The 23,112-nt window shown below is 69.3% G+C and carries 16 protein-coding genes and 1 pseudogene; 4 read left to right on the top strand and 13 right to left on the bottom strand.

Going from position 1 to position 23,112, the window contains the following annotated elements; translation table 11 throughout:
• Nucleotides 1-701: 701 nt before the first annotated feature.
• Nucleotides 702-2,006: a tyrosine--tRNA ligase gene (gene tyrS, locus ACYVOK_RS00090; protein WP_460660108.1), complete on the bottom strand. Its 1,305-nt coding sequence runs from the start codon at nt 2,004-2,006 to the stop codon at nt 702-704.
• 49 nt (nt 2,007-2,055) lie between these two features.
• Nucleotides 2,056-3,093 (bottom strand): App1 family protein, encoded by a 1,038-nt coding sequence (locus ACYVOK_RS00085; RefSeq protein ID WP_460660107.1) that lies wholly within the window; start codon nt 3,091-3,093, stop codon nt 2,056-2,058.
• 119 nt (nt 3,094-3,212) lie between these two features.
• On the opposite strand from ACYVOK_RS00085, the gene ACYVOK_RS00080 reads away from it, so the two are divergent.
• Nucleotides 3,213-4,172 (top strand): LLM class flavin-dependent oxidoreductase, encoded by a 960-nt coding sequence (locus ACYVOK_RS00080; RefSeq protein WP_460660106.1) that lies wholly within the window; start codon nt 3,213-3,215, stop codon nt 4,170-4,172.
• On the opposite strand, the gene ACYVOK_RS00075 is transcribed toward ACYVOK_RS00080, so the two are convergent.
• The 8 genes from ACYVOK_RS00075 to argC form a co-directional block, all read right to left on the bottom strand.
• Entirely contained in the window at nt 4,169-4,939 is a 771-nt protein-coding gene (locus ACYVOK_RS00075) for a DNA-3-methyladenine glycosylase (RefSeq protein ID WP_460660105.1), read from the bottom strand. The genes ACYVOK_RS00080 and ACYVOK_RS00075 overlap by 4 nt on opposite strands.
• 94 nt (nt 4,940-5,033) lie before the next feature.
• The gene (argH, locus tag ACYVOK_RS00070; protein WP_460660104.1) at nt 5,034-6,443 is read right to left on the bottom strand and encodes an argininosuccinate lyase; all 1,410 of its coding nucleotides are present in this window, start codon (nt 6,441-6,443) and stop codon (nt 5,034-5,036) included.
• A gap of 38 nt (nt 6,444-6,481) precedes the next feature.
• Nucleotides 6,482-6,991, bottom strand: a complete 510-nt coding sequence (locus tag ACYVOK_RS00065; protein ID WP_460660103.1) for an arginine repressor — start codon at nt 6,989-6,991, stop codon at nt 6,482-6,484.
• Complete coding sequence (gene argF / locus ACYVOK_RS00060; protein ID WP_460660102.1) at nt 6,988-7,920, bottom strand: ornithine carbamoyltransferase; 933 nt, start codon at nt 7,918-7,920, stop codon at nt 6,988-6,990. Before argF ends, ACYVOK_RS00065 begins: the two co-directional genes overlap by 4 nt.
• Complete coding sequence (locus ACYVOK_RS00055) at nt 7,917-9,119, bottom strand: acetylornithine transaminase (protein ID WP_460660101.1); 1,203 nt, start codon at nt 9,117-9,119, stop codon at nt 7,917-7,919. The genes argF and ACYVOK_RS00055 overlap by 4 nt, the downstream gene beginning before the upstream one ends.
• A complete protein-coding gene (gene argB / locus ACYVOK_RS00050) occupies nt 9,116-9,997 on the bottom strand; it encodes an acetylglutamate kinase (protein WP_460660100.1) in 882 nt (293 codons plus the stop codon). The genes ACYVOK_RS00055 and argB overlap by 4 nt, the downstream gene beginning before the upstream one ends.
• The gene (gene argJ / locus ACYVOK_RS00045) at nt 9,994-11,208 is read right to left on the bottom strand and encodes a bifunctional glutamate N-acetyltransferase/amino-acid acetyltransferase ArgJ (protein ID WP_460660099.1); all 1,215 of its coding nucleotides are present in this window, start codon (nt 11,206-11,208) and stop codon (nt 9,994-9,996) included. The genes argB and argJ overlap by 4 nt, the downstream gene beginning before the upstream one ends.
• Nucleotides 11,205-12,236, bottom strand: a complete 1,032-nt coding sequence (gene argC / locus ACYVOK_RS00040; RefSeq protein WP_460660098.1) for an N-acetyl-gamma-glutamyl-phosphate reductase — start codon at nt 12,234-12,236, stop codon at nt 11,205-11,207. Before argC ends, argJ begins: the two co-directional genes overlap by 4 nt.
• Nucleotides 12,237-12,409: 173 nt before the next feature.
• Here argC and ACYVOK_RS00035 point away from each other — a divergent pair, with 173 nt between their 5' ends.
• The 3 genes from ACYVOK_RS00035 to ACYVOK_RS00025 all read left to right on the top strand — a co-directional run bounded on the left by ACYVOK_RS00035 (nt 12,410) and on the right by ACYVOK_RS00025 (nt 14,439).
• A complete protein-coding gene (locus ACYVOK_RS00035) occupies nt 12,410-12,961 on the top strand; it encodes a carboxymuconolactone decarboxylase family protein (RefSeq protein WP_460660097.1) in 552 nt (183 codons plus the stop codon).
• Nucleotides 12,958-13,845, top strand: coding sequence for an RNA polymerase sigma-70 factor (locus ACYVOK_RS00030; RefSeq protein ID WP_460660096.1), 888 nt, complete (start codon nt 12,958-12,960; stop codon nt 13,843-13,845). The genes ACYVOK_RS00035 and ACYVOK_RS00030 overlap by 4 nt, the downstream gene beginning before the upstream one ends.
• 75 nt (nt 13,846-13,920) lie before the next feature.
• Nucleotides 13,921-14,439, top strand: a complete 519-nt coding sequence (locus ACYVOK_RS00025) for a GNAT family N-acetyltransferase (RefSeq protein ID WP_460660095.1) — start codon at nt 13,921-13,923, stop codon at nt 14,437-14,439.
• Here ACYVOK_RS00025 and ACYVOK_RS00020 read toward each other — a convergent pair.
• The 3 genes and pseudogenes from ACYVOK_RS00020 to ACYVOK_RS00010 all read right to left on the bottom strand — a co-directional run.
• A complete protein-coding gene (locus tag ACYVOK_RS00020) occupies nt 14,436-20,168 on the bottom strand; it encodes an Ig-like domain-containing protein (RefSeq protein WP_460660094.1) in 5,733 nt (1,910 codons plus the stop codon). The genes ACYVOK_RS00025 and ACYVOK_RS00020 overlap by 4 nt on opposite strands.
• Before the next feature lie 159 nt (nt 20,169-20,327).
• Nucleotides 20,328-22,541, bottom strand: coding sequence for a hypothetical protein (locus ACYVOK_RS00015; protein WP_460660093.1), 2,214 nt, complete (start codon nt 22,539-22,541; stop codon nt 20,328-20,330).
• Nucleotides 22,538-23,112 (bottom strand): annotated as a pseudogene (locus tag ACYVOK_RS00010) (glycosyltransferase); the annotation flags it as partial. The gene ACYVOK_RS00015 and the pseudogene ACYVOK_RS00010, both read right to left, overlap by 4 nt.

Here is a 23,112-nt window from a genome sequence, read left to right as displayed (position 1 = left end):
GCGTTCGTCCTGAGCCAGGATCAAACTCTCCGTTGAAAAATATAGACAAACCAGCCAACAGGCCGGCGAGTCAACAACTAAAGTTGATCCTTCGAATCAGAAACAATCAAACTGACTTGAATCATATACTTCAAAGGAATCCGCCACAAACAAAGAACAACCACCACACCCAAACCACAAAGGATAAGAATGCGACAAGTCACTCAATGCCCATGAACGGGGTTAATGCATCTTTCGGCATTGACTTTCGGCACGCTGTTGAGTTCTCAAGAATCGGACGCACACCGCATCCTGACCTCTCGGCCGGGATCCCGGGGCAACCTGCGCTAACTTACCGGAGCAGATCCACCGAGTCAAGTCCCGATTTTTCTGATCCTCCACCCGCGTCTCAGCTACCGCCCCGGGTCAGACGACACGGTTCGGCTCAGCTAGCCTTGGGGGGTCTGGAGCGACCGGCCGCTCTCGCGTCCCGCGCCTCGCTCCAACAAGAAGAACATTACGTGGCTTCCAGGTGGCCGGTCAAATCCGTTCCCGGTGGGCAGGATCACACGGCTGTAATTTGCCTCGAGCACCCGCTCTGTGGAAGTGGAGCGGCCGGCGGCGAGGGATGCCGCAGGCACCTCGCAACCGCCGGCCGGAGCAAAGTCGTCCGGCCGAACCTCGACCAGCTCTTCGCACTCTCAGAAGCGTCAACCCGGGACTCAGCTACCCGCCGCCGACGCCAGAACCCCTGCAAACGAACGCTTCCCGCGCCGCAGGACCAGGACTCCACCCGGCAGCAGGTCATCGGTCCCCGGCACGTACTCGGCGTCCTTCACCTTCTCGTTGTTGAGGTAGCCACCGCCTTCGGCCACGGTCCTGCGCGCCGCCGACTTGCTGGCGACCAGGCCGGACTTCACGAGTAGGTCGCCGTACGTCGGCATGGGCTCGCCGGCGCCGAGTTCGACGTGGGGTGCTTCGCGGAGTGCGGCGACCAGCGTGGAGCCGTCGAGGGAGGCGAGCTCCCCCTGACCGAAGAGAGCCTTCGACGCCTCCTGGACTCGCCTGGTCTCCTGCTCTCCGTGCACCAGCGTGGTGACATCCTCAGCAAGCAGTCGTTGCGCCTCACGGGCTTGCGGACGCTCCGCGGTCGCCTGCTCGAGTGCGGCGATCTCCTCCGGTGTGCGGAAGGTGTAGAACCGCACCAGCTGCATCACGTCGCGGTCATCGGTGTTGAACCAGAACTGGTAGAAGGCGTACGGCGATGTCAGCTCCCGGTCCAGCCACACGGTCCCGGACTCTGTCTTGCCGAACTTGGTGCCGTCCGCCTTCGTCACCAGAGGCGTGGCGAGCGCATGAGCCTTGCCGGCCTCAGTACGACGGATGAGCTCCACACCGGCCGTGAGGTTGCCCCACTGGTCGCTGCCGCCGGTCTGCAGTGTGCAGTTGTAGCGCCTGTACAGCTCCAGGTAATCGAGTGACTGCAGCAGCACGTAGCTGAACTCCGTGTAGCTGATCCCCTGCTCCAGCCGGGCCTTCACGACCTCGCGGCCGAGCATCCGGTTCACCGGGAAGTGCTTGCCGATGTCACGGAGGAAGTCGAGGGTGTTGAGGTCCTTGGTCCAGTCGTAGTTGTTGACGATGCGACCGGGGTTCGGCAGGGCCGGGTCGAAGTCGATGAACTTCTCCACCTGGCCGCGAACCTTCTCGACCCACTGGTGTACGACGTCCTTCGGGTTCAGCACCCGCTCGGAGCTCTCCTTGGGGTCGCCGATCAGACCGGTGGCGCCACCGACGAGGCCGATGGGGTTGTGGCCGGCCAACTGGAGCCTGCGCAGCGTCAGCAGCTGCAGCAGGTTGCCCATGTGCAGGCTGGGCGCGGTGGGGTCGAAGCCGACATAGGAGGTGATCGGTCCGGCCGCCATGGCGGCCCGCAGGGCGTCGGGATCGGTGGAGTGCGCGATCAGGCCGCGGTTCTCCAGGTCGTCGAGCACCTGGGTGCGGCGTTCGGTCCCGCTGTCGGTCACTTGTCTCTCCTCGAGTACGTCGGTCGGCTACAAGTGTCCTGTATGTCGGTTACGACGGGTCCGGGCGGGTCAGGACGGCCTGCAGCTGTGGCCGGAGCGCGTGACCGTCGGGAGCGTGCACTGTGACGGCGTTGGGCCGGTGCGGGTCGTGGGCGCCCGGGTCCGCGTTGGGGACCGGTAGACCGTGTGACAGGACCTGCTCGGCCGGGGTGAGCTGGCGGATGCCGATCGCCCGTACGTGATCCGGGTGGGTCTGCGCGAAGTCGCCGTACAGCTGGGGATCGTGCTGGCCGTCGTCACCGATCAGGATCCAGCGGACGTTCGGGAACTCGGCAGCTAGCCGTCGCAGCGCATTGCGCTTGTGCTCCTGCCCGCTGCGGAACCAGCCCGTGTTGGTCGGTCCCCAGTCCGTGAGCAGCAGCGGACCTGCCGGGTACCCGTGCCGCGCGAGGAAGCGAGTGAGGGTGGGTGCCGTGTTCCATGCCCCGGTGGAGAGGTAGAAGATCGGCGCACCCGGGTGTTCGGCCAGGAGCTCGGTGTACAGCTCTGCCATGCCTGGTACGACGCGACGCGCCTGCTCATCGCGGACGAAGGTGTTCCAGGCTGCGATCAGCGGACGCGGCAGCATTGTCAGCATCACCGTGTCGTCGATGTCGCTGACCAGACCGACCGCGGCGTCCGGGTCGGGAACGTAGACGCGGCCGCGAGCCTCTCGCTCGCCGTGCACGCCCAGGTTGATCTCGTGCCAGCCCGGTGGCAGCACCACCGGGACGGTGAGGTCGACGAAGCCACCCCGGTCGGTCATGGCCTCGAACGTCTCCCCGCCCACGGTCACCGTCACCTTGACCTTGGTCGCCGGCGCGGTGACGAAGACGCGCCAGCCGCGCACCACCTGGTCCTCGTCGTACCTGGGCTGGCTGCGCGGGTCCCTGCTCAGTACGACGCGTGCCAGCACCCGGACGAACTGGGTGGTGCCGTAACCCACGTGCGGGATGATCCGCTCTCGCCAGCCGCGACGCCGCAGGATCGCCTGCACCCCGATGTTGAACCAGTCCTCGAGACGGGACGAGTAGTGCGGTCGGGCCATGGTCCGAACCTACCCGGACCTGGGGCCGCTACGCCTGCCGCCCCGGCGGCCCGGGATGACCTTTACCGAACTGCGGAACTCCTTTGAGAACTGTCGGCGGCGGCCTCTACGGTCTTCGCATGACACAGACCTCTGCCGCCCTCGGGATGTGCTTCCCGCGCACCTACCCCGCCGCCCTGGTGACCGACGTGGCCCGCCGCCTGGACCAGGGCGGTGCGGACGAGTTGTGGATCATCGAGGACTGCTTCTACACCGCCGGCCCGTCGCTGGTCTCCGCCGCGCTCACCTCGACCGAGCGGCTCACGGTCGGGCTGGGCATCGTGCCGGCGGTCGCGCGGACCGCTGCGGTGACGGCGATGGAGTTCGCCACTCTGGACGCGCTCGCGCCTGGCCGGTTCCTGCCCGGTATCGGTCACGGTGTGCAGGAGTGGATGGGCCAGATGGGCGTCCGGCCCAAGTCGCCGCTCACGGCGCTGGAGGAGGTCACCACCGCGGTCACCCGGCTGCTCGCCGGTGAGAAGGTCAGCTTCGAGGGCAAGACCGTCTACCTGCGGGACGTGCAGCTGGACGCGCCGCCGGCCGAGGTGCCGCCGATCCTGCTCGGCGTGATGGGTCCGAAGTCGATGGCGCTGGCCGGCCGGGTCGGAGGCGGGATCGTGCTGGCCGAGCCGGCGACTCCGGCGTACGTACGGCAGTCGATCGAGTACGCCGGTTCGCCCGAGGGCTTCGTGGTTGCGGTGTTCAGCGCGTTCTGCGTGCGCGACGACCGCAGGACGGCGTACGAGTGGACCGCGCCGTGGCTCGCGGAGCGGATCGACTACAACCACCCGGGGCTGAAGGCGCTGCCGTTCTACGACGACATGAAGAAGCTGTACGACGAGTCCGGCGCGGACAGCCTGGTCGGGATGCCGGCCGACTGGTGGACCGAGATCGGTGCGGTGGGAACGCTGGACGACGCGGTGGCGCACATCGAGGCGCTGGAGGCGGCCGGTGTGCACCACATCGGCCTGTTCCCGGATCCCGAGGTGGAACACGGGCTGCCGCAGCTCGAGCACGTGCTGGCCCTGGCCAACCGCTAGGTCCGGCGCTTGGGGACGTGCGGGCGGTACGGCGAGACCGTCGGGTCGTCCGGGATCCAGAAACGCCACGGGCGGTCGGCGGCTTCGCGGAGACCGACTCGTGGTCCGGTGGACGGCTCGCCGTCGAAGCCGGGGCCGGGGAGCAGCTGGATATGGGAGGTCTTGGACAGCAGGTCGACGCCGTTGTCGTCCCGGCCGATGCCGAGCGCGACACACATGCGGGCCGGACCGCGCGCGAGTTCCCGGTCCGGGTTCCCGTTCGCCCGCTTCGCGACCGGCCCTGGCAACACACCCGCCGACTCGGCACGGGACGCCCGCGCGCCAGCCGCCGCACGCGCGGTGACACCCGGCGACCGGGCCGCTGTCGGTGCGCCGCCGTTCGGGGTAGCGGCTTGGTTGAACTTGCCCGCCGGGGTGCTGGGCAGGCGCCGGGCGCGGGCGAGTTCGATGCCCTCGACGATCTCGCCGGCCCGCAGGAGGACGGCTGAGGGCTGTCCCTCCGGGCCGGCACTGACGTTCATGCAGAAGTGCATGCCGTAGGTGAAGTAGACGTACAGGAATCCGGGCGGCCCGAACATCACCGCGTTGCGAGCCGTCCGGCCGCGGTACGCGTGCGACCCGGGGTCCGAGGGACCGTCGTACGCCTCGACTTCGGTCAGCCGGACCGCGACCGTGCCCTCGTCCGTGGTGGAGCGCAGGACCATCCCGAGAAGGTTGGGCGCCACGTCGAGGACGGGCCTGGCGAGCAGAGAGCGACGGACAGGCATGCGCAGCACCCTAGGCGACAGAGCCCGGTCGAGGCTGCGCCGGGGCGTCCGGCGCGAGCCGCCGCCGAGCTCAGTCGCACCGCGTGATGCGCCGCTAGGCGAGCCGTTCCGCGTGCGCTGCGGACCGGGTGCGCAGTTCGGTCAGCTGCTCGGCCACCCGCTCCCCCGCCGTGCCGCCGCGGGTGTTCCGGGACGCCAGCGACCCCTCGACGGTCAAGACCGAACGCACGTCCGGTGTCAGCGACGGCGAGATCGCGGCCAGATCCTCGTCGGTCAGGTCCCACAGCTCGATACCGCGCCTCTCGCACTCCTGGACGCACGCGCCGGCCAGTTCGTGCGCGACCCGGAACGGCACCTTCTGCCGGACCAGCCACTCGGCGATGTCGGTGGCCAGTGAGAAGCCCTGGGGTGCGAGCTCCTCCAGCCGGGAGGTGTTGAAGCGCAGGGTCCGGATCATCCCGGTGAACGCGGGCAGCAACACCTCGAGGGTGTCGATGGAGTCGAAGACCGGCTCCTTGTCCTCCTGCAGGTCCCGGTTGTACGCCAGCGGCTGCGCCTTCAGCGTGGCCAGCAGGCCGCTCAGGTTGCCGATCAGCCGGCCGGCTTTGCCGCGGGCGAGCTCGGCGATGTCCGGGTTCTTCTTCTGCGGCATGATGCTCGACCCGGTCGAGAACGCGTCGTCCAGTTCGACGAACCCGAACTCCTTCGTCGCCCAGATGATCACCTCCTCGGCCTGCCGGGACAGGTCGACGCCGATCTGCGCGGTGACGAAGGCGAACTCGGCGACGAAGTCGCGCGCCGCGGTCCCGTCGATCGAGTTGGGCGACGAGTCGGTGAAGCCGAGCTCGGCAGCGACGTACTGCGGATCAAGGCCGAGGGAGCTGCCGGCCAGGGCGCCCGACCCGTACGGCGAGTCGGCGGCGACGCGGGCGTCCCAGTCGGCGAGCCGGTCGAGGTCGCGGATCAGCGGCCAGGCATGAGCGAGCAGGTGGTGCGAGAGCAGCACGGGCTGCGCGTGCTGCAGGTGGGTACGGCCGGGCATCGCGACACCGAGGTGTTTCTCGGCCTGCTCGGCCAGCGTGTTCACCTGATCGAGCACGAGCCGGCCGATGATGCGGCCGTGCTCGCGCAGGTAGCTCTTGAACAGCGTGGCGACCTGGTCGTTGCGGGATCGGCCTGCCCGCAGCCGGCCACCGAGCTCAGCGCCGAGCCGCTCGAGCAGACCGCGCTCCAGCGCCGTGTGCACGTCCTCGTCGTCCTCGGCGGGCAGGAACTTGCCCGCGAGTACGTCGTCCAGCAGCCCGTCCAGCCCGGCGAGCATCGCGGAGAGGTCCTCGTCGGTCAGCAGCCCCGCTCGGTGCAGCACCTTGGCATGCGCCTTCGAACCGGCGATGTCGTACGGCGCCAGCCGCCAGTCGAAGTCCGTCGACTTGCTCAGCGCCGCCAGGGCATCCGCCGGCCCACCAGCAAACCGGCCACCCCACAGGGCCGCACTCTCGGTCATTCGAGCATCCTCTCAACCCACCACAGCTGCGGTGGGACTTACTTGGGTTCGCGCGCGGCGAGGGACAGGAAGCGGCCGGCCAGGGCCGGGCCGCCGGTCGGATTGCGGGAGACGACCATGACGGTGTCGTCGCCGGCGATGGTGCCGAGTACGTCGTCCAGTCCCACGTGGTCGATCGCCGACGCGAAGTACTGGGCCGCACCCGGCGGGGTTCGCAGGATTACCAGGTTGGCACTGCCCTCGGCGGACACGAGCAGCTCGGACGCCACCCGGGCCAGCCGGGCTTCGAAGGCGGCGGCTTCACCGGCGCGCGGTGTCCGGTCGCCGCCCTCACCTGGTACGGCGTACACCAATTGGCCACTGGAGTCGCGGACCTTCACCGCACCGATCTCGACCAGGTCGCGCGACAGCGTCGCCTGGCCGACGACGAGCCCCGACGCGGCGAGCAGGTCGGCCAGCTCGGTCTGCGACCTGACGGGCTGCCGCCCCAGCAGGTCGACGATCCGCTGCTGCCGTGCCGTCTTCGTGGTCGGAACCGCGATGCTCATGACGAGAAGCTCCTTGCCAGCAGCCACGACATCAGCGCCTTCTGGGCGTGCAGCCGGTTCTCCGCCTCGTCCCAGACGACCGATTGTGGACCGTCGATCACGGCCGCCTCGATCTCCTTGCCCCGGTACGCCGGAAGGCAGTGCAGCACGATCGCGTCGGAACTCGCCTTCGACATCAGCTGCTCGGTCACCGCGTACGGCACGAACGGTGCCTCCCGCGCGGCGGCCTCGCCTTCCTGCCCCATCGACACCCAGGTGTCGGTGGCAACAACATCCGCGCCGTCCACGGCCTCGAGCGGATCCGCCGTCCAGGCGGCCGAGCCACCTGTCTCGGCTGCGATCTCCGCGGCCCGCGCCAGCACAGCAGGGTCCGGCTGATATCCGGAAGGCGATCCCACGACCACGTGCATGCCGGCGGTGACTCCACCCAGCAGGTACGAGTGGGCCATGTTGTTCGCGCCGTCGCCGAGGTACACGAGCTTCAGCCCGGCGGTCGACCCCTTGTGCTGGCGCACGGTGAGCAGGTCGGCGAGGATCTGGCACGGGTGGAACTCGTCGGTCAGCGCGTTGATCACCGGCACCCGGGAGACCGCGGCCATCTCTTCGATCCGGGTCTGCGCGAATGTCCGCCAGACGATCGCCGCGACCTGCCGGTCGAGCACCCTGGCGGTGTCCGCGATCGGCTCGCCGCGGCCCAGCTGCGACGTCTGCGCGTCGATGATCAGTGGTACGCCGCCGAGTTCGGCGATCCCGACGGCGAACGAGATCCGGGTCCGGGTCGAGGTTTTGTCGAAGATCACCGCGACCGTCTTCGGCCCGGCCAGCGGCTGGTGCCCGTGCCGGTCACCGGCCAGCTGCGCGGCCAGTGTCAGCACCTCGTCCTGCTCGACCGGATTCAGGTCGTCGTCCCGCAGGAAGTGCCTGCTCATGCCCCCTCCACCTGGTCCAGCAGCCCGGGGAGGGCCGCGACGAAACTGTCGGCATCAGCCTTGCTCAGGATGTACGGCGGCGCCAGCCGCAACGCGTCCGGGATCGGGTTGTTCACAACGAACCCGGCCTCCAGCGCGAGGGCCGCGACCCGGTCCGACACCGGCTTGGTGAGCTCGATCGCGAGCAGCAGCCCGCGGCCGCGCACCCCGGCGATCAGCGGATGGTCGAGCGAGCTGATGGACGACGCGAGGTGGTTGCCAACAGCATTCACCTGAGCCAGCAGCCCGTCCCGCTCGATCACGGTCAGCACCGCGAGCCCGGCGATCGCGGCCACCGGGTTGCCGCCGAACGTCGTGCCGTGGTTGCCCGGCTGCAGCAGGTCGGCGGCCGCGCCGAGCCCGATGCAGGCCCCGATCGGGATGCCCGCGCCGAGGCCCTTGGCCACGGTCACCAGGTCCGGAGTGATCCCGTCGCTCTCGAAGGCGAACCAGTTCCCGGTCCGGCCGACACCGGTCTGGATCTCGTCGATCCACAGCAGCGCGCCGTGCTCGGAGGTGATGCGCCGAGCCGCCTGCAGGTAGCCGGCCGGCGGTACGACGACGCCGTTCTCGCCCTGGATCGGCTCGAGGACGACGGCCGCCGTCTCGTCGTCGACCGCGGCGGCCAGCGCGTCGGCGTCGCCGTACGGGACGAACTCCACGTCACCCGGCAGCGGCGCGAACGTCTCCCGGTACGCCGGTTTCCAGGTCACCGCGAGCGCACCCATCGACCGTCCGTGGAAGGCGCCGACGGTGGACACGATCTTGGTCCGGCCAGTCCGCCGGGTGATCTTGAACGCGGCCTCGTTCGCCTCGGTGCCGGAGTTGGTGAAGAACACCTTGCCGGGGACATCGAAAAGGCCCAGCAGCTTCTCGGCCAGCGCGATCTGCGGTGCGGAGGCGAAGAAGTTCGACACGTGCCCGAGGGTGGCGAGCTGGCTGGTCACCGCGGACACCACGAACGGGTGGGCGTGGCCGAGGCAGTTCACCGCGAGCCCGCCGAGCAGGTCGAGGTACTTGTTGCCGTCGGCATCCCACAGGTACGCGCCCTCGCCGCGGACAAGCACCCGCTTCGGCGGCCCGAACGTGTTCATCAACGCACTCGAATACCGCTCGGTCAGCGCACTCTGCGTGCCGTCGACAGTCAGCAGTTCGGTCATGACGGAATCACCTGGGTTCCACTTCCGGCGTCGGTGAAGATCTCCAGCAGCAGCGAGTGCGGGACCCGGCCGTCGATCACGGTCGCCCGGGACACCCCGGACTCGACCGCGCGCAGGCAGGCCTCCATCTTCGGCACCATCCCGGACGCCAGCGACGGCAGCAGTTCGGCCAGTTCGGTGGTGTTGATCTGGGTGATGATCTCGTCGCTGTCCGGCCAGTTCCGGTAGAGCCCGGCCACGTCGGTCAGGACGACGAGCTTCTCGGCGCCGAGCGCGACCGCGAGGGCGGCGGCCGCGGTGTCGGCGTTGACGTTGTGCGCCTGACCGTCCTCGTCCGGGGCGATCGTCGACACCACCGGGATCCGGCCCGCGTCGATCAGGTCGATCACCGCCTCCGGCCGGACATCGACCACGTCACCGACCAGCCCGATGTCGACCGCCTCGCCGTCGACGATCGCGGTACGACGCTCGGCGGTGAACAGACCGGCGTCCTCGCCGGACATGCCGACCGCGAACGGGCCGTGCGCGTTGAGCAGGCCGACCAGTTCGCGGCCGACCTTGCCGACCAGGACCATGCCGACGACGTCCATCGCCTCCGGCGTGGTCACCCGCAGCCCGCCGCGGAACTCGCTGTCGATGCCGAGCCGGCTGAGCATGTCGCTGATCTGCGGACCGCCGCCGTGCACCACGACGACCCGCACCCCGGCGTACCGGAGGAAGACGATGTCCTCGGCGAAGGCGCGCTTGAGCTTGTCGTCGACCATCGCGTTGCCGCCGTACTTGACCACGACGGTCTTGCCGTGAAACTGCTTCAGCCAGGGCAGGGCCTCGGTCAGGACGGCGGCCTTCTCGACCGCGTCCGCATGACTGGTGCTCATGACGAGTACGCCGAGTTCTCTTCGACGTACGCGTGCGACAGGTCGGTGGTGAGCACGGTCGCCGACGCCGGGCCGGCGTGCAGGTCGATCACCACGTCGATCTCCTGCCCGCTCAGGTCGGCCTCCGAGCGGTCGACGCCCTTCCCGCCCGCGACGCAGATCGGCGCGCCGTTCAACGTGATGTCCAGCAACGACGGGTCGAACGCGGTGGGCGCGTTGCCGACCGCCATCGCGATCCGGCCCCAGTTCGGGTCGGAGGCGAAGAACGCGGTCTTGCACAGGTTGTCCTCGGCAACTACCTTGGCGGCGGCGACAGCCTCGGCCTCGGTGGCGGCACCCTTGACCGTGATGCTGACGTGCTTCGTCACGCCCTCGGCGTCCGCCTGCAACTGCTTCACCAGGTCAGCAGCCAGGGCGGTGAGGGCCGCCTCGAAGGTCTCCGGCGTGACCGTGACACCGGACGCGCCCGAGCTGAGCAGCAGCACGGTGTCGTTGGTCGACGTACCGCCGTCCACGTCGAGCCGGTTGAACGTCTTGCCGACCGCGTTCCGCAGCGCGTGGTCGAGGTGCGGCTGATCCAGGACGGCGTCCGTCGTGATGACGCTGAGCATGGTCGCCATGTTCGGCGCGCACATGCCGGCGCCCTTGGCGAACCCGCCGATGCTCCAGCCGTCCGGGTGGTGCAGCGCTGCCTGCTTCGGCACGTTGTCGGTCGTCATGACCGCTGTCGCCGCCGCCAGCCCGTGCTCAGGACCGTCGCCCAGGGCCTCCACGGCGGCGTCGATCCCCGGGATCAGCTTGTCCATCGGCAGCCGTTCGCCGATCAGGCCGGTCGAGCAGACGCCGATCTCGGCCGCGCCGACACCGAGCACCTCGGCCAGCTTCTCCGCGGTCTTGTGGGTGTCCTGGAACCCTTCCGGTCCGGTGCAGGCGTTGGCGCCGCCGGAGTTCAGGACAACGGCCTTCAGCTTGCCGGCGGTGAGGACCTGCTGGGACCACAGCACAGGCGCCGCCTTCACCTTGTTGGTGGTGAAGACGCCGGCGGCGACGTCGTGCGGGCCGTCGTTGACGACCACGGTCAGGTCCGGCGTGCCGGCCGGTTTGATCCCGGCGATCACCCCGGCCGCGCGGAAGCCGGCCGGCGCGGTGACACCGGCGCTCCGGTCGACCGGGGAAACCCCCGAGCTGCTCGGGGTGACTGCGAGGGTCACGGTGCAACTCCGATGAGAGGTAGGGCCAGGGTCTCGTCGAGCCCGGTGGCCAGGTTCATGCACTGCACGGCGCCGCCGGCGGTGCCCTTGGTGAGGTTGTCCATCGCGGCCACGACGACGGCGCGGCCGGTGCGCTGGTCGAGGGCGAGCTGGAGCTGCACGGTGTTCGCGCCGAGGGTGGCCTGCGTCTGCGGCCACTGCCCCTCGGGCAGCACGTGCACGAACGGCTCGTTGCGGTAGGCGTCCTCGTAGGCCTGCCGGAGCGCCGCCACGTCGGTGCCCTCGGCAACCGGTGCGCTGCAGGTGGCGAGGATGCCGCGGGCCATCGGCGCGAGGACCGGCGTGAACGAGACGCTCACCGGCCGGTCGGCGTACGGCGTGAGGTTCTGCTCGATCTCCGGGGTGTGCCGGTGGACGCCGCCGACGCCGTACGCGGAGACCGACCCCATCACCTCGGCGCCGAGCAGGTGAGGTTTCGGTGCCTTGCCGGCGCCCGACGTACCGCTGACCGCGACCACCACCAGTTGGGTGGGATCGACGAGGCCGTGCTGTACGGCGGGTAGCAGGGCGAGCGTGGAGACGGTGGGGTAACAGCCCGGTACGGCGACCCGGTTCGTCCCGCGGAGCTTGTCCCGCTGGCCGGGAAGCTCCGGGAGTCCGTACGGCCACGAGCCGGCGTGCTCGCCGCCGTAGAACTCGGTCCACACCTGCGCCTCGGTGAGCCGGAAGTCCGCGCCGCAGTCGATCACGGTGACGTCCTCACCGAGTTGCTCGGCGATTCCGGCGGACTGCCCGTGCGGTAGGGCCAGGAACACCACGTCGTGACCGGCGAGGTTCTCCGCCGTGGTCTCGACCAGGGTGCGCCCGGCCAGGGGCACGAGGTGTGGATGGTGCTGCCCGAGCGCCGTACCGGCGTTCCCTCCGGCGGTGAGCGCGCCGATCTCGGCCTCCGGGTGCGCACTCAGCAGCCGAAGCAGCTCACCCCCCGCATATCCGCTGGCCCCGGCCACCGCCACCTTCACACTCATGTGAATGAGTATGCCATGCGATGGAAAAATATCCAACTGAAAGTCGGTGCCTGCCGATCCATTACCCACTCCACCGGGTGAACCACTCGGGCGCCTGGTTGTGAGCCAGGTCATGTCACACGCGGACCGTTCCGGCGTGTCCGAAGGGTGACGACGAACTGATGGAGGTTGGGATGGCTCGGATCAGCTTGGAGCACAGGCGGACGTGGTTCGTGCGGCTGGCGGAGTGGGGTAGCCGGCGGAAGTTCGGGCAGGTGCTGGAGCCGGGGCAGGCGGTGATGCACAACCGGCGGGTGCTGGTGTCGATGATGCTGATGGAGGGGTCGGCGGCTCGCTGGAACAAGCTCGACCCGACGCTGAAGGCGCTCGCGGTGATGGTGGCGTCGGCGCGGATCGGGTGCAGCTGGTGCATGGACTTCGGCTACTGGGAGTTCCATCACCAGGGTGTCGACCCGAAGAAGCTGCGCGATGTGCCAGGGTGGCGGGACAGTGACGCCTACACGGATCTGGAGCGCGCGGTGATGGAGTACACCGAGGCGATGACGGCGACCCCGCCGACGGTCACCGACGAGCTGGTCGAGCGGTTGCGGCAGGACCTGACCGACGAGCAGCTGGTCGAGCTCACCGCCTGGGTGTCACTGGAGAACTACCGCTCCCGCACCAACGCCGCGCTCGGCCTGACCAGCCAGGGCTTCAAGGAGCTCTGCGAGCTGAGGCCGGCGTGACCGGCGAGGCCGACGAGCGACTGGCGCGGGAGTTCGACGAACACCGGTCGATTCTGGTCGGAGCGGCGTACCGCGTGGTCGGCAGTGTCGCCGACGCCGAGGACGTGGTGCAGGAGGCGTGGCTGCGGTGGGCCGAGGTCGACCACGCGGAGGTTCGGGATCCCCGCGCGTACCTGATCCGGATCACCACCCGGCTCGCGCTCAACCGGCTTCGCCAGCAGAAGGCGCGCCGGGAGGACTACGTCGGTCCGTGGCTGCCGGAACCGATCCTGTCCGACGACGATCCGGCGGCCGCGGTGGAGCTGGCCGACTCGGTGAGTATGGCGATGCTCGTCGTCCTCGAGACACTGTCGCCACTCGAGCGGGCCACCTTCGTCCTGCGGGAGGTGTTCGATCTCCCGTACGACGAGATCGCGGCCACTCTCGGCCGGTCGGAGAGCGCCGTACGGCAACTAGCCCACCGGGCCAGAGAGCACGTGCATGCGCGGCAGCCCCGGCAGCGGGTGGACCGGGAGCGGCACAACGAGCTCACCATGCGCTTCATGGCGGCGGCCGGGTCCGGCGACGTCGATCAGGTGGTCTCACTGCTGGCACCGGACGCGGTGCTGATCAGCGACGGCGGCGGCAAGAAACGGGCCGCGCTGCGGCCGATCCACGGTGCGGACAAGATCGCCCGCTGGTTGGTCGCCGTGATCGCGGAGAACCCGCACTTCGAGATCCGGCTTGCCACGCTGAACGGCGAGACCGCGTTCATCGCGTACTTCGACGACGAGCCGGACACGGTCACGTTCCTGGAGAGCACGGACGGCCGGATCACCGGTCTCTACCTGATCCGGAACCCGGACAAGCTCACCATGGTCCCGCCACTGCACGAACTCGACTGAGCAATGCACGCGGGACGCGGTAGCCAGTCGGCGTGGTCGTAGACTATCTGCAACTCAGTCGCAGATGGAGGTGCCGTGAAGTACCTGGTGGTGGAGCCGGACGAGGTGCTCGATCCGGGATTGCGGGCGGATCTGCTGGACACCTGGATCGCGGCGACCGACGCGGGCGGTGCGGTCGGGTTCACGTCACCGGCTCCGGTGGAGCTGGTGGCGGAGACGCTCGACGAGGCGCTGGGACGGGTCGCGGCCGGCCTGGATCTGCTCGGTGTGCTGCACAACGGTGAGCGGTACGTCGGCATGGGCCTGCTCGTGAGTCGAGGCAGTGCGCTGCAGGCTCACTGGCGCACGGTCTTGCGGCTGATGGTTCACCCCAAGCACCAGGGCAACGGCGCGGGCCGGATGCTGATGGAGGGCCTGCGCGGTTCGGCGGTCGACCTGGGTCTGGAACAGTCGCAGCTCACGATTCGCGACGGTCTCGGCCTGGAGAAGTTCTACGAACCTCTCGGCTACCGGATCGTCGGTCGCCATCCCCGCGCGATCCGGCTCGGTCCGGGCGACTACCGCGACGAGATCATGCTGGTCCAGGACCTCTAGCGGGAACGGCGTGAGATCGCAGCGAGCGTCGCACCCAACGCGGTGAGCAGAGCGCCCAGGGTGAGCAGGATCGGCGGCGGACCACCCGTCGCGGCGATCTGGACGCGGTTGACCGACCTCGGCTGCGTGGAGGGTTGCGCGCCGATCGTGAACCTCACCGGTGCCGCGACCCTGCCGCCGGTGGCGTCGGTCTGCTCGTAGGTCGCCTTGGCGTTGCCGGTGAACCCGGTGGCCGGAGCGAGGCTGATCGTGCCGTCGCCGGCGACGGACCACGTGCCCGATGCGTCCGCGACCCGCTTGACGCACGTGCCTGGTCCGGTCCGCAGGCAGACCGTGCTCGGGTCGAGCGCACCGCTGTCGTTCAGCAGCGGATTGACCGCGACCGGACTGCCCGGTGTACCCGTCGCCGCGTCCGTGGTCGCCTTGGCCAGGATGGGAGCCGCGACGGTGACCTCCAGCAGCGCGGAGCTCGATGTGCCGTTCTTGTCGGCGACCCGGTAGGCGACGGTCCGCGTCGTACCGATGAAGCCCTTGGCCGGAGTGAAGGTGATCGTGCCGTCCGCCCCCGCCGCGAACCCACCCTCGTCCGGAACGGTCACCAACTTCTTGTCCTTGCCGTCCGCCGGATCCCTCAGTACGACGGAAGCCGGGACCAACGGCGCCGCGGGATCGCCCGGCTTGTCGTTCCCCAGAACGTCGACGACGACCGCCGTACCGAACGCCGTCTTGGCGCTGTCGTCCACCGTGACCGGGCGCACGGGGTCGACGGTGACCGTAATCGTGGAGCGAGCCGAGTTCCGGTTGCCGTCCTTGACCGCGTAGGCCATCGGCTTCGCCGTACCCGTGAATGCGGCGACCGGGCTGAACTTCACCTTGCCGTCGGCAACGATGTACTCACCCTGGCCGGCGATGGTCACGCGGTCGACCAGCGCACGGTCCGGACCGATGAGCAGGACCGTGGCGGGGTCGAGGGACGCACCCGGACCGGGCTTGTCGTTCGCGAGCGGGTCGACCGTGACCGGCACGTGTTGCCTGGTCCGAGCCGCATCCGGCTCCGCGACCGGCCGGGACTGGACCGTGACCGTCAACGACGCCGCCCCGATCGTCCCGTTGCGGTCGGCAACCTGGTAGCCGACCGGCGTCGCCACACCGGCGAAGCCGTCCACCGGCGCGAACCGGATCCCGCCGTCGGGCTGCACGACGTATGTCCCCTGACCCGGGACGTCCAGCGACGGCACCGCGTCGCCGGTCGCCGGATCGATCAGCCGCACCTCCCCCAGCGGCGCCGACGCGTCACCCGGCTTGTCGTTCTTCAGCACCGCAACGGTCGCGGCCGTGTCGTACGGCGTACTGATCGCGTCGTCCGCCGCCACCGGAATGATCGGCTGGACCGTCACCGCGACCGTGGAGGCGGTCGTGTTGCGGCTCGTGTCCGTCACCCGGTAGGCGATCGAGGCGACACCGCGGAACGTCGGCAGCGGGTCGAACGTGATCCGCCCGGTCACCTCGTTCACGGTGAACACGCCCTGGCCGTTGACCGTTGCCTTCCGCCCCCAGTTCAGCGCGGTCACGCCGTACAACTGGACCGAGGCCTTCTCGAGTTCCGCGTCGGTGCCCGGCTCGTCGTTGGCCAGCGGGTCCACCGTCGCGGTGATGTTCTGCTTTGTCGTCACGGTGTCGGCCGCGGCCTGCGGTCCCTTGCCGACGGTCAGGAAGAGCAGGCCCTCGGCCGTCGTCCCGTTGTCGTCGGTGATCCGGTACGTCGCCGGCGTCGTGACGCCCTGGTAGTTCTTGACCGGCGTGAACGTGATCGACCCGTCGTCCGCCGCCGCGTAGGTGCCTTCACCCGGTTGGGTGACGGTCTTGCGGTGTCCGCCGGCCGGGTCCTTCAGCACCAGGCTCGACCGGACCAGCGGCGCCGAGACGTCACCGGGTTTGTCGTTGGTCAGGACGTTCACGGTGATCGGCTGGTTGAACGGCGTGATCGCCGAGTCGTCGAGGGTGACCGGCCAGATCGGCGTCACGGTCAGGGTCAGCGTGGACGCCGCAGTGCTGCCGTTCGAGTCGGCGACTCGGTAGTTGATCGCCAGCGCCTTGCCGCGGAACGCCGGCAGCGGGTCGAAGACGACCGCGCCGCTCGGCTGGACCGAGTACGTGCCCTGTCCCTGGACCGTCACCTTCTTCACGTAGCCGGTGGTCCGTGCGGCCGGGTCGAGCAGCCCGACCGTCGACGAGTCGAGTTTCGCGTCGCTGCCCGGACTGTCGTTGGACAGCGGGTCCACCGTGACTGTGACGCCCTGCTTCGTCGACGCGGTGTCGGCGACCGCGATCGGCGGCAGCCCGACGGTGATCCACAGCCTGGCCTTCGTCAGCGTGCCGTTGCTGTCGGCCACCTGGTAGGTCACCTGGGTGCCCGGACCACGGAACGTCACTGCCGGATCGAACGTGACCACTCCCCCGGCCGCGGTGTAGACGCCTTCGGCCGGGATCGTGACCGTTGCCTTGAGCAGTCCGTCGGCCGGGTCGGTGAGCAACAGGCTGCCCGGTACCAGCGGTGCCGACGTGTCACCCGGCCTGTCGTTCACCAGCACCTTGACCGAGACCGTCTTCTCGTACGGCGTCTTCGCGACGTCGTCGACCGCGACCGGTGTGATCGGCGTGATTGTGACGGTGATGGTCGACCGCGTCGCCTGGTCGAACCAGTCCGACACCCGGTAGGTCAGGGTGGTCGCCGTACCGGTGAACCCCGGGAGCGGGTCGAAGACGACCATGCCCTCCGGAGTCACTTGGTAGCTGCCCTGCCCCGGGATCTTCACCAGCTTCTTCATCGATCCGTCGGCCGGGTCGATCAGGACCAGGCTGACCGGATCGAGGCCGGTGCCCTGGCCGGCCGTGTCGTTGGCCAGCGGCTCGATCAGCAGCCGTACGTTCTGCTTGCTGGTCCCGATGTCGGGCTTGGCGGACGGTGTCGGCGGCTTCGCGATGGTGACGGTCAGCGTGGCGGTGGTGAGCGTGCCGTTCACATCGGACACGCTGTAGGTGACCGGCGCCGCGACACCGGTGTACGACGCCAGCGGGTCGACCTCGATCTTCCCGTCCGGGTTCACCGTGTACGACGCCTCGCCGTCAACGACGACCGTGGTCAGGGCCTCACGCGTCTTCGGATCGAGCAATCGAACGCTGCTCGGGACCAGCGGCACCGCCGGGTCGCCCGCGCTGTCGTTCGTCAGCACCGCCACGGTCACGCTCGTGTCGTACGCCGTACTGGCCGTGTCATCGGTCGCGTCCGGCTGCACCTTCGTCACGCTGACCGCGAGGGTCGAGCTGCCGATCGCGCCGTTGCCGTCGGCAACCTGATAGGTCACCGGTTCGGCCGCGCCGCTGAACACCGGGACCGGCTCGAACAGGACCTTGCCGTCCGGCTTCGCCGTGTACTTGCCCTGTCCCGCGACGACCAACGTCGCGACCGGCTCACTGCGCGTCGGCGGGATCAGCCGAACGCTGCCCGGCACGAGTGCCGCGCCGGTCGGCCCCGGCTTGTCGTTGTCGAGTACAGCGATCAGGACCGAGCCGCCCTGCAGCGTGGTGATCGTGTCCGGATTCGCCACCGGCGGACCAGGCGCGTCGACCGAAACCGTGAGCTCGGCCCGCGCGGGTGTGCCGTTCTTGTCGAGGACTTGATAGGTCAGCGGCGTACCGACGCCCTGGAACCCGTGGACCGGCCGGAAGGTCACCTTGCCCGCGGCCACCAGGTACGACCCCTGGCGCCCGACGGTCACCTTGTCGACGAGCTTCCGACTGAGCGGATCGACCAGCCGAAGACTGGCCGGATCCAGCGGCGCGTCCGGCGATCCGGGCAGGTCGTTGTCCAGCACCGGCACGACGACGTCGGTGTCGAACGGGGTCGACACCGAGTCGCCGTTCGCGGTCGGCGTGACCGGAGTGACCGTGACGGTCAGGGTGGACTCGGCGTGCTGCCTGGTGGTGTCGGTGACGCGGTAGCCCAGTTGGGTGCCGACGCCGGTGAAGCGGGGCAGCGGGACGAAGTCCACGCCGCCATTCGGCTTGACGACGTACGAGCCCTCGTTCGCGATGACGACCTTCTTCTTGAAGGCGACGTCGGCCGGGTCGCGGAGCACGACCGAGCCGGGGACCAGCGTCACCCCCGCGGCCGCGCGGTCGTTGCTCAGCGGCTTCAGCGCGATGCTGACGTTCTGTGCAGTGGTCGCGGTATCCGCGGTGGCGACCGGCCGGGCCGGGAGTGCGACGGTGAGCGTGAGTTTCGCGGTCCCGGTAGCGCCGTTGCTGTCGGCAACGCGGTAGGTGACCGGCTTGCCCGGGCCGATGAAGCCCGGCACCGGCTCGACGTCGACCTTGCCGTCCGGCTTGGCGACGTACTTGGCCTGGCCGACGACGTTCACCATCACCACGCAGTTCGCACCGTCGACGAGACACAGCGAGCCGGGCTTGAGCGGCGTACCCGGGTCGCCGGGCTTGTCGTTGCCGAGCACATCGACCGTCAGACCGGTGTTGAACGCGGTCGTCGCGGAGTCGTCGGCCAGGACCGGCGGAGGCGGCGGCGCGATCTGGATCGGGTGGTCCTCGACCTCGCCGGAGTCGGCCGCGCCGGTCGGCTTGTCGATCTGCGCGTTGTTGTAGCCCACCCTCACCCGGGCGTACGACGCTCCAGCCGCCGGGCGGGCGTACTTGGCCCAGTTGAGGGTGACGGCGCTTTGGCCCGACGCGAAGGCCGCGCAGGCCCGCTCGGCCGGTTCGAAGGCTCCGTCGCGGTCCAGGTCGATCCAGGCACACGCCCGGCCGGCCTTCGACGCGCCGGTCAGGGCGAGTTCGGCGGAGTACGTCGTGGAGTTGGTGCGGAGCGTCTTGAAGGTCAGGCCGTCGTCGGCCTGATCGGTCGTCGTCGGTCCGGTGGTGCCGTTGGCGACCGTCGCGTTGTCCTCGGTGACATCCTTGCCGAGTCGTACGTCGCTCAGGACGGACCACGCGGCGCCGTACGACGCCGGCGCGTCGCCGAAGTCCTCTCCGGTGGAGGCGACGATCGAGAAGGCGTCGCCGGACGACGAGGTGTTGAACGCCGGGAGCTTCGGATGCTTGGTGAAGAGGGCAGTGAGGTCGAAGGTGATCTTCGTGGCGACGCCGTTCACCCGGACCGAGCCGCAAGCAGCCGTCGCGGTCGCGTCCAGACCCGTGCCGGTCTTCGTGTTGATGCAGTTCGGGCCCGCGTCGTGGTCGGTGGCGGAGACGGTGTCGCTGGTGACGGTGAGGTTGTTGCCCTCGCCGACCTTGGTGAGGCTGAGGCCGGCGGTGGTCAGCTTGAGCACCGCGTGCAGCTCGGACTGGGCGGTCGGTCTGCCGCTGACAGTCTGCGTGACCGCGCCGCCGATGCCGGCCAGGTGGAGGACCGGGTTGCGCACCGGGCGGCTGAACTCGACCGTCAGCGTGCCGCGGTCGGCACAACCGCCGGTCGACGCGCAGGTCCCGGTGTTGACCAGGATGTCCTGCGCGGGCGTCGTACGCGCGATCGGTGGAGCGTACGTCGTCGGGCCGGTCCCGCGGACGCCGGCAGTGGTGGCGTCGAGCAACTCGGTCCGGCCGGTCGCGGTGATCGTCTGCTGGAGGCCTGAACCCGGCATGGTCGCCGTCGCCGAGTCACCGGGGCTGAAAGGTGCCCCGGGCACCTGATACGCGGTCGAGTCGACAGCTGACATCAGGAGGAGGACGGAAACCAGCACGATGGACAGCCCCGGTCGTAATGCCCCCACAGTTGCCGCCCTCCCGAGCATTCACGTCGTACGTGTGCGTCGGCCACGGGGCGGGCGGGCCAGCGTAGAGGTAACGCACTACGCTGACACGATGTTACGGTCCAATCACTCTCCGAGGTCGTAGATCCGGACCTTCCCGACGCTGTGTCGCATCACGGCCAGGCGGTCCAGCTGCGGCGACACGGCTCCGTCGCGTGCATCGGCGTACAGCCATCGCACGCCGTACTGCTCCCGCAGCCGCGTCAGCAGGTCCGGCGTCGGCGCGGCCAAGGCCTGGTTCGTCAGTGCGACGCGCTCCGGCCACGGCGACGGCTGCTCGGTGTATCGGCGGCCGCCGACACCCTGCCGTGCCATCGCCTGATTCGTGTACGCCCAGCCCTCGATCAACGTCCGGCGGCCGGCGATCCCGCTCACGATGTAGCCGCGGGCGTCACATCCGGGAGTCTGCTTGCCGGCCGGACGGCACCAGGTGTTCGTGGCGACGACGTCGGTCGGCGCGGAGTGCTTCGCGAGCCACCTCGCCGCCGACTCCTCGTCCGGGTACACCCACCACCGGGCGGCGGTGAACGTCTGCGCCCGCTCGCTGTCGCCATGGACGGCGCTCTGCGCGAACGACTTGATCGGCACGAGCGCCACGGCAGCGAGTACGACGGCGAGCCCCGCGGCAGGTCGTCGTACCAGGAAGACGACGAGCACGACGGTCAGTGCGAGTACGGCGACCAACGGTCGAGCGACCAGCCACAGCCGGCCATCGGGCTTCGCATCCGCCACCAAGAGGACCGCGGCGTAGGTCCCGGCGAGCACCACCCCACCGGCCGCACTGAGGAGCAAGGCACGTCTGCGGTCTCGCGTGGGAAAGGAAGCAGCGAGCACGGCCGCCAGCCAACCGGTCGCCGCGAGGCTGAACGGGATCGCGGTGTGGATGAAGTACGACTCGCTCACCGACGGATGGTCGATGAGCAGGTAGCCGGCCCAGCCCGCGATCAGCCCACCGACCAGGAACCAGGCGACCGGCTCCCGCCGAAGCTTGCCGAGGGCCGCGAACCCAGCCACGGCGGTTGCCTGATTGATCAGCAGCAACGCCAGCAGCACCAGCGTCCCGGCCACCGCGCCCTGAGCCAGCGCCGGCAGAATCATCCCGCCCTCGCCTGCCGGCGTCGCGTCCCCGGTCGCGGCCTTGTAGTCCCCGCTCGCCTTCAGTACGGCGAGAAACTGCAGCCCCGACCCGCTGGTACTCCCGGCAACCGTCAGCATCGTCGCAACCCCGGTCGCCACCAGCAGTACCCCTGCCACGACGGCCCGCAGCGGCAGACGCCGGGTCTGGATCAACAGCACAACCGCGGCGAGCCCGACCGCGCCGACCAGGACCGGCAACACGGTCGGCTTCGACCCGCCGCCGAGGATCGCGACCGCGAAGGCGACCACCCACAACCCGCCGCGCGCATCACGGAAGAGCAACTCGATCAGGAACACTGCTGCCGCGACGCACGCGACCATGCCGAAGGTCTGCGAGGGACTGAGGAAGCTCAACGGTGCGGACAGGTTCGCGCTCGTGTCGACCAGCAGGTACAGCTGCGGCGCCGCCAACGCGACAGCCGCGAGTACGCCGGTCCACCACGCCCGACTCACAGTCCGAGCCATCGTCGCACACACCAGCAACGCGACCACGAGCCACGGCAGCAGCCACAGCCGGAAGAGCACGATGGCCGGCGTCAGCCGCGTGATGTCCACCGCCGCGGCCATGTCGGCGTTGGCGAACCAGTGGTACTCGAGCCGCTCCCCCGCCACCTGCGGCAGTTCCGGCGGGACCGCCCGCATCAGCTCGTTCAGCATCGACAGGTGGTAGAGCAGGTCCTGGTAGTACGCCGATCCTTGTGGTGGCAACTGGTGAAACGCCATCACGCCCAGGGTGGCCGCGCCCAGGACCACGGCCGATGCGACCGCCAGGCCCCAGGTCCACAGCATCGGCAGGGGCTCGGGCTGCGTGATCCGCCAGTGGACGCGCAGACGCCGTACGCCCGCAAAGGCAACGAGCACGAGTGCGGGCCAGATCATCAACCAGCGCTGCCAGCCGAGCGCCGTGAACACGGCCCAGCCGATCAGCTGCCAGGTCGCGCCGACGACCGAACCCAGGCCGAGGTCTTCGGCCCAGTTGCCCGTACTACGCCAGGCCGCCCGCAACAGCAGCGTGCCGGGTAGCGCGATCCCGAGTGCGAAGTAGGCGCCGTACTTGACGATCGGGCCGGGCGGTACGTCGATCGAGGCGAGCCCGAGGACCGCGACCACCAGCGGCAGCAGCCATGGGAGCGACCGCTTCATCTCCGGCGGACCGGTTCCTGGTGTCCCGTGTCGTCGAGGCTGTCGTAGCCGACGAGGAACTGCGGACGGCGCTGACTCGACTGGAACAACCGGGCGACGTACTCACCGAGCAACCCCAGACACAACAACTGGATCGCGCCGATGATGCTCACCGCCAGCACCGTCGACGTCCACCCCGGGATGCTGCGCCCGGTCAGCTTGATGACCAACGCGCCCACCACGAACAGCCCCGACATCGCCCCGCCGAGGAGCCCCAGCCAGGTCGCCAGCCTCAGCGGCGCGGCCGAGAACGCGGTCACACTGTCGAACGCGAGCCGCAGCATCTTCGACAAGTTGTACTTCGTCGTCCCCGCCGCCCGCTCCGCCCGCACATACCTCACCTCCGCACTGGGAAACCCCAGCCACGGAATCACCAGCCGAAACACCCGGCCGTCCTCCGGCAGCGCGTTCACCGCATCCACCACCCGCCGCGACACCAACCGGAAATCGGCCGCATCGAACGGGATCTCCTTGCCCACCAACCGGCACATCAACCGGTAATACAGCCTGGCCGTCACCCGCTTCGCCCACG

The sequence above is a fragment of the Kribbella swartbergensis genome (assembly GCF_054784135.1).
This window is presented reverse-complemented; position numbering and strand designations above follow the sequence as displayed.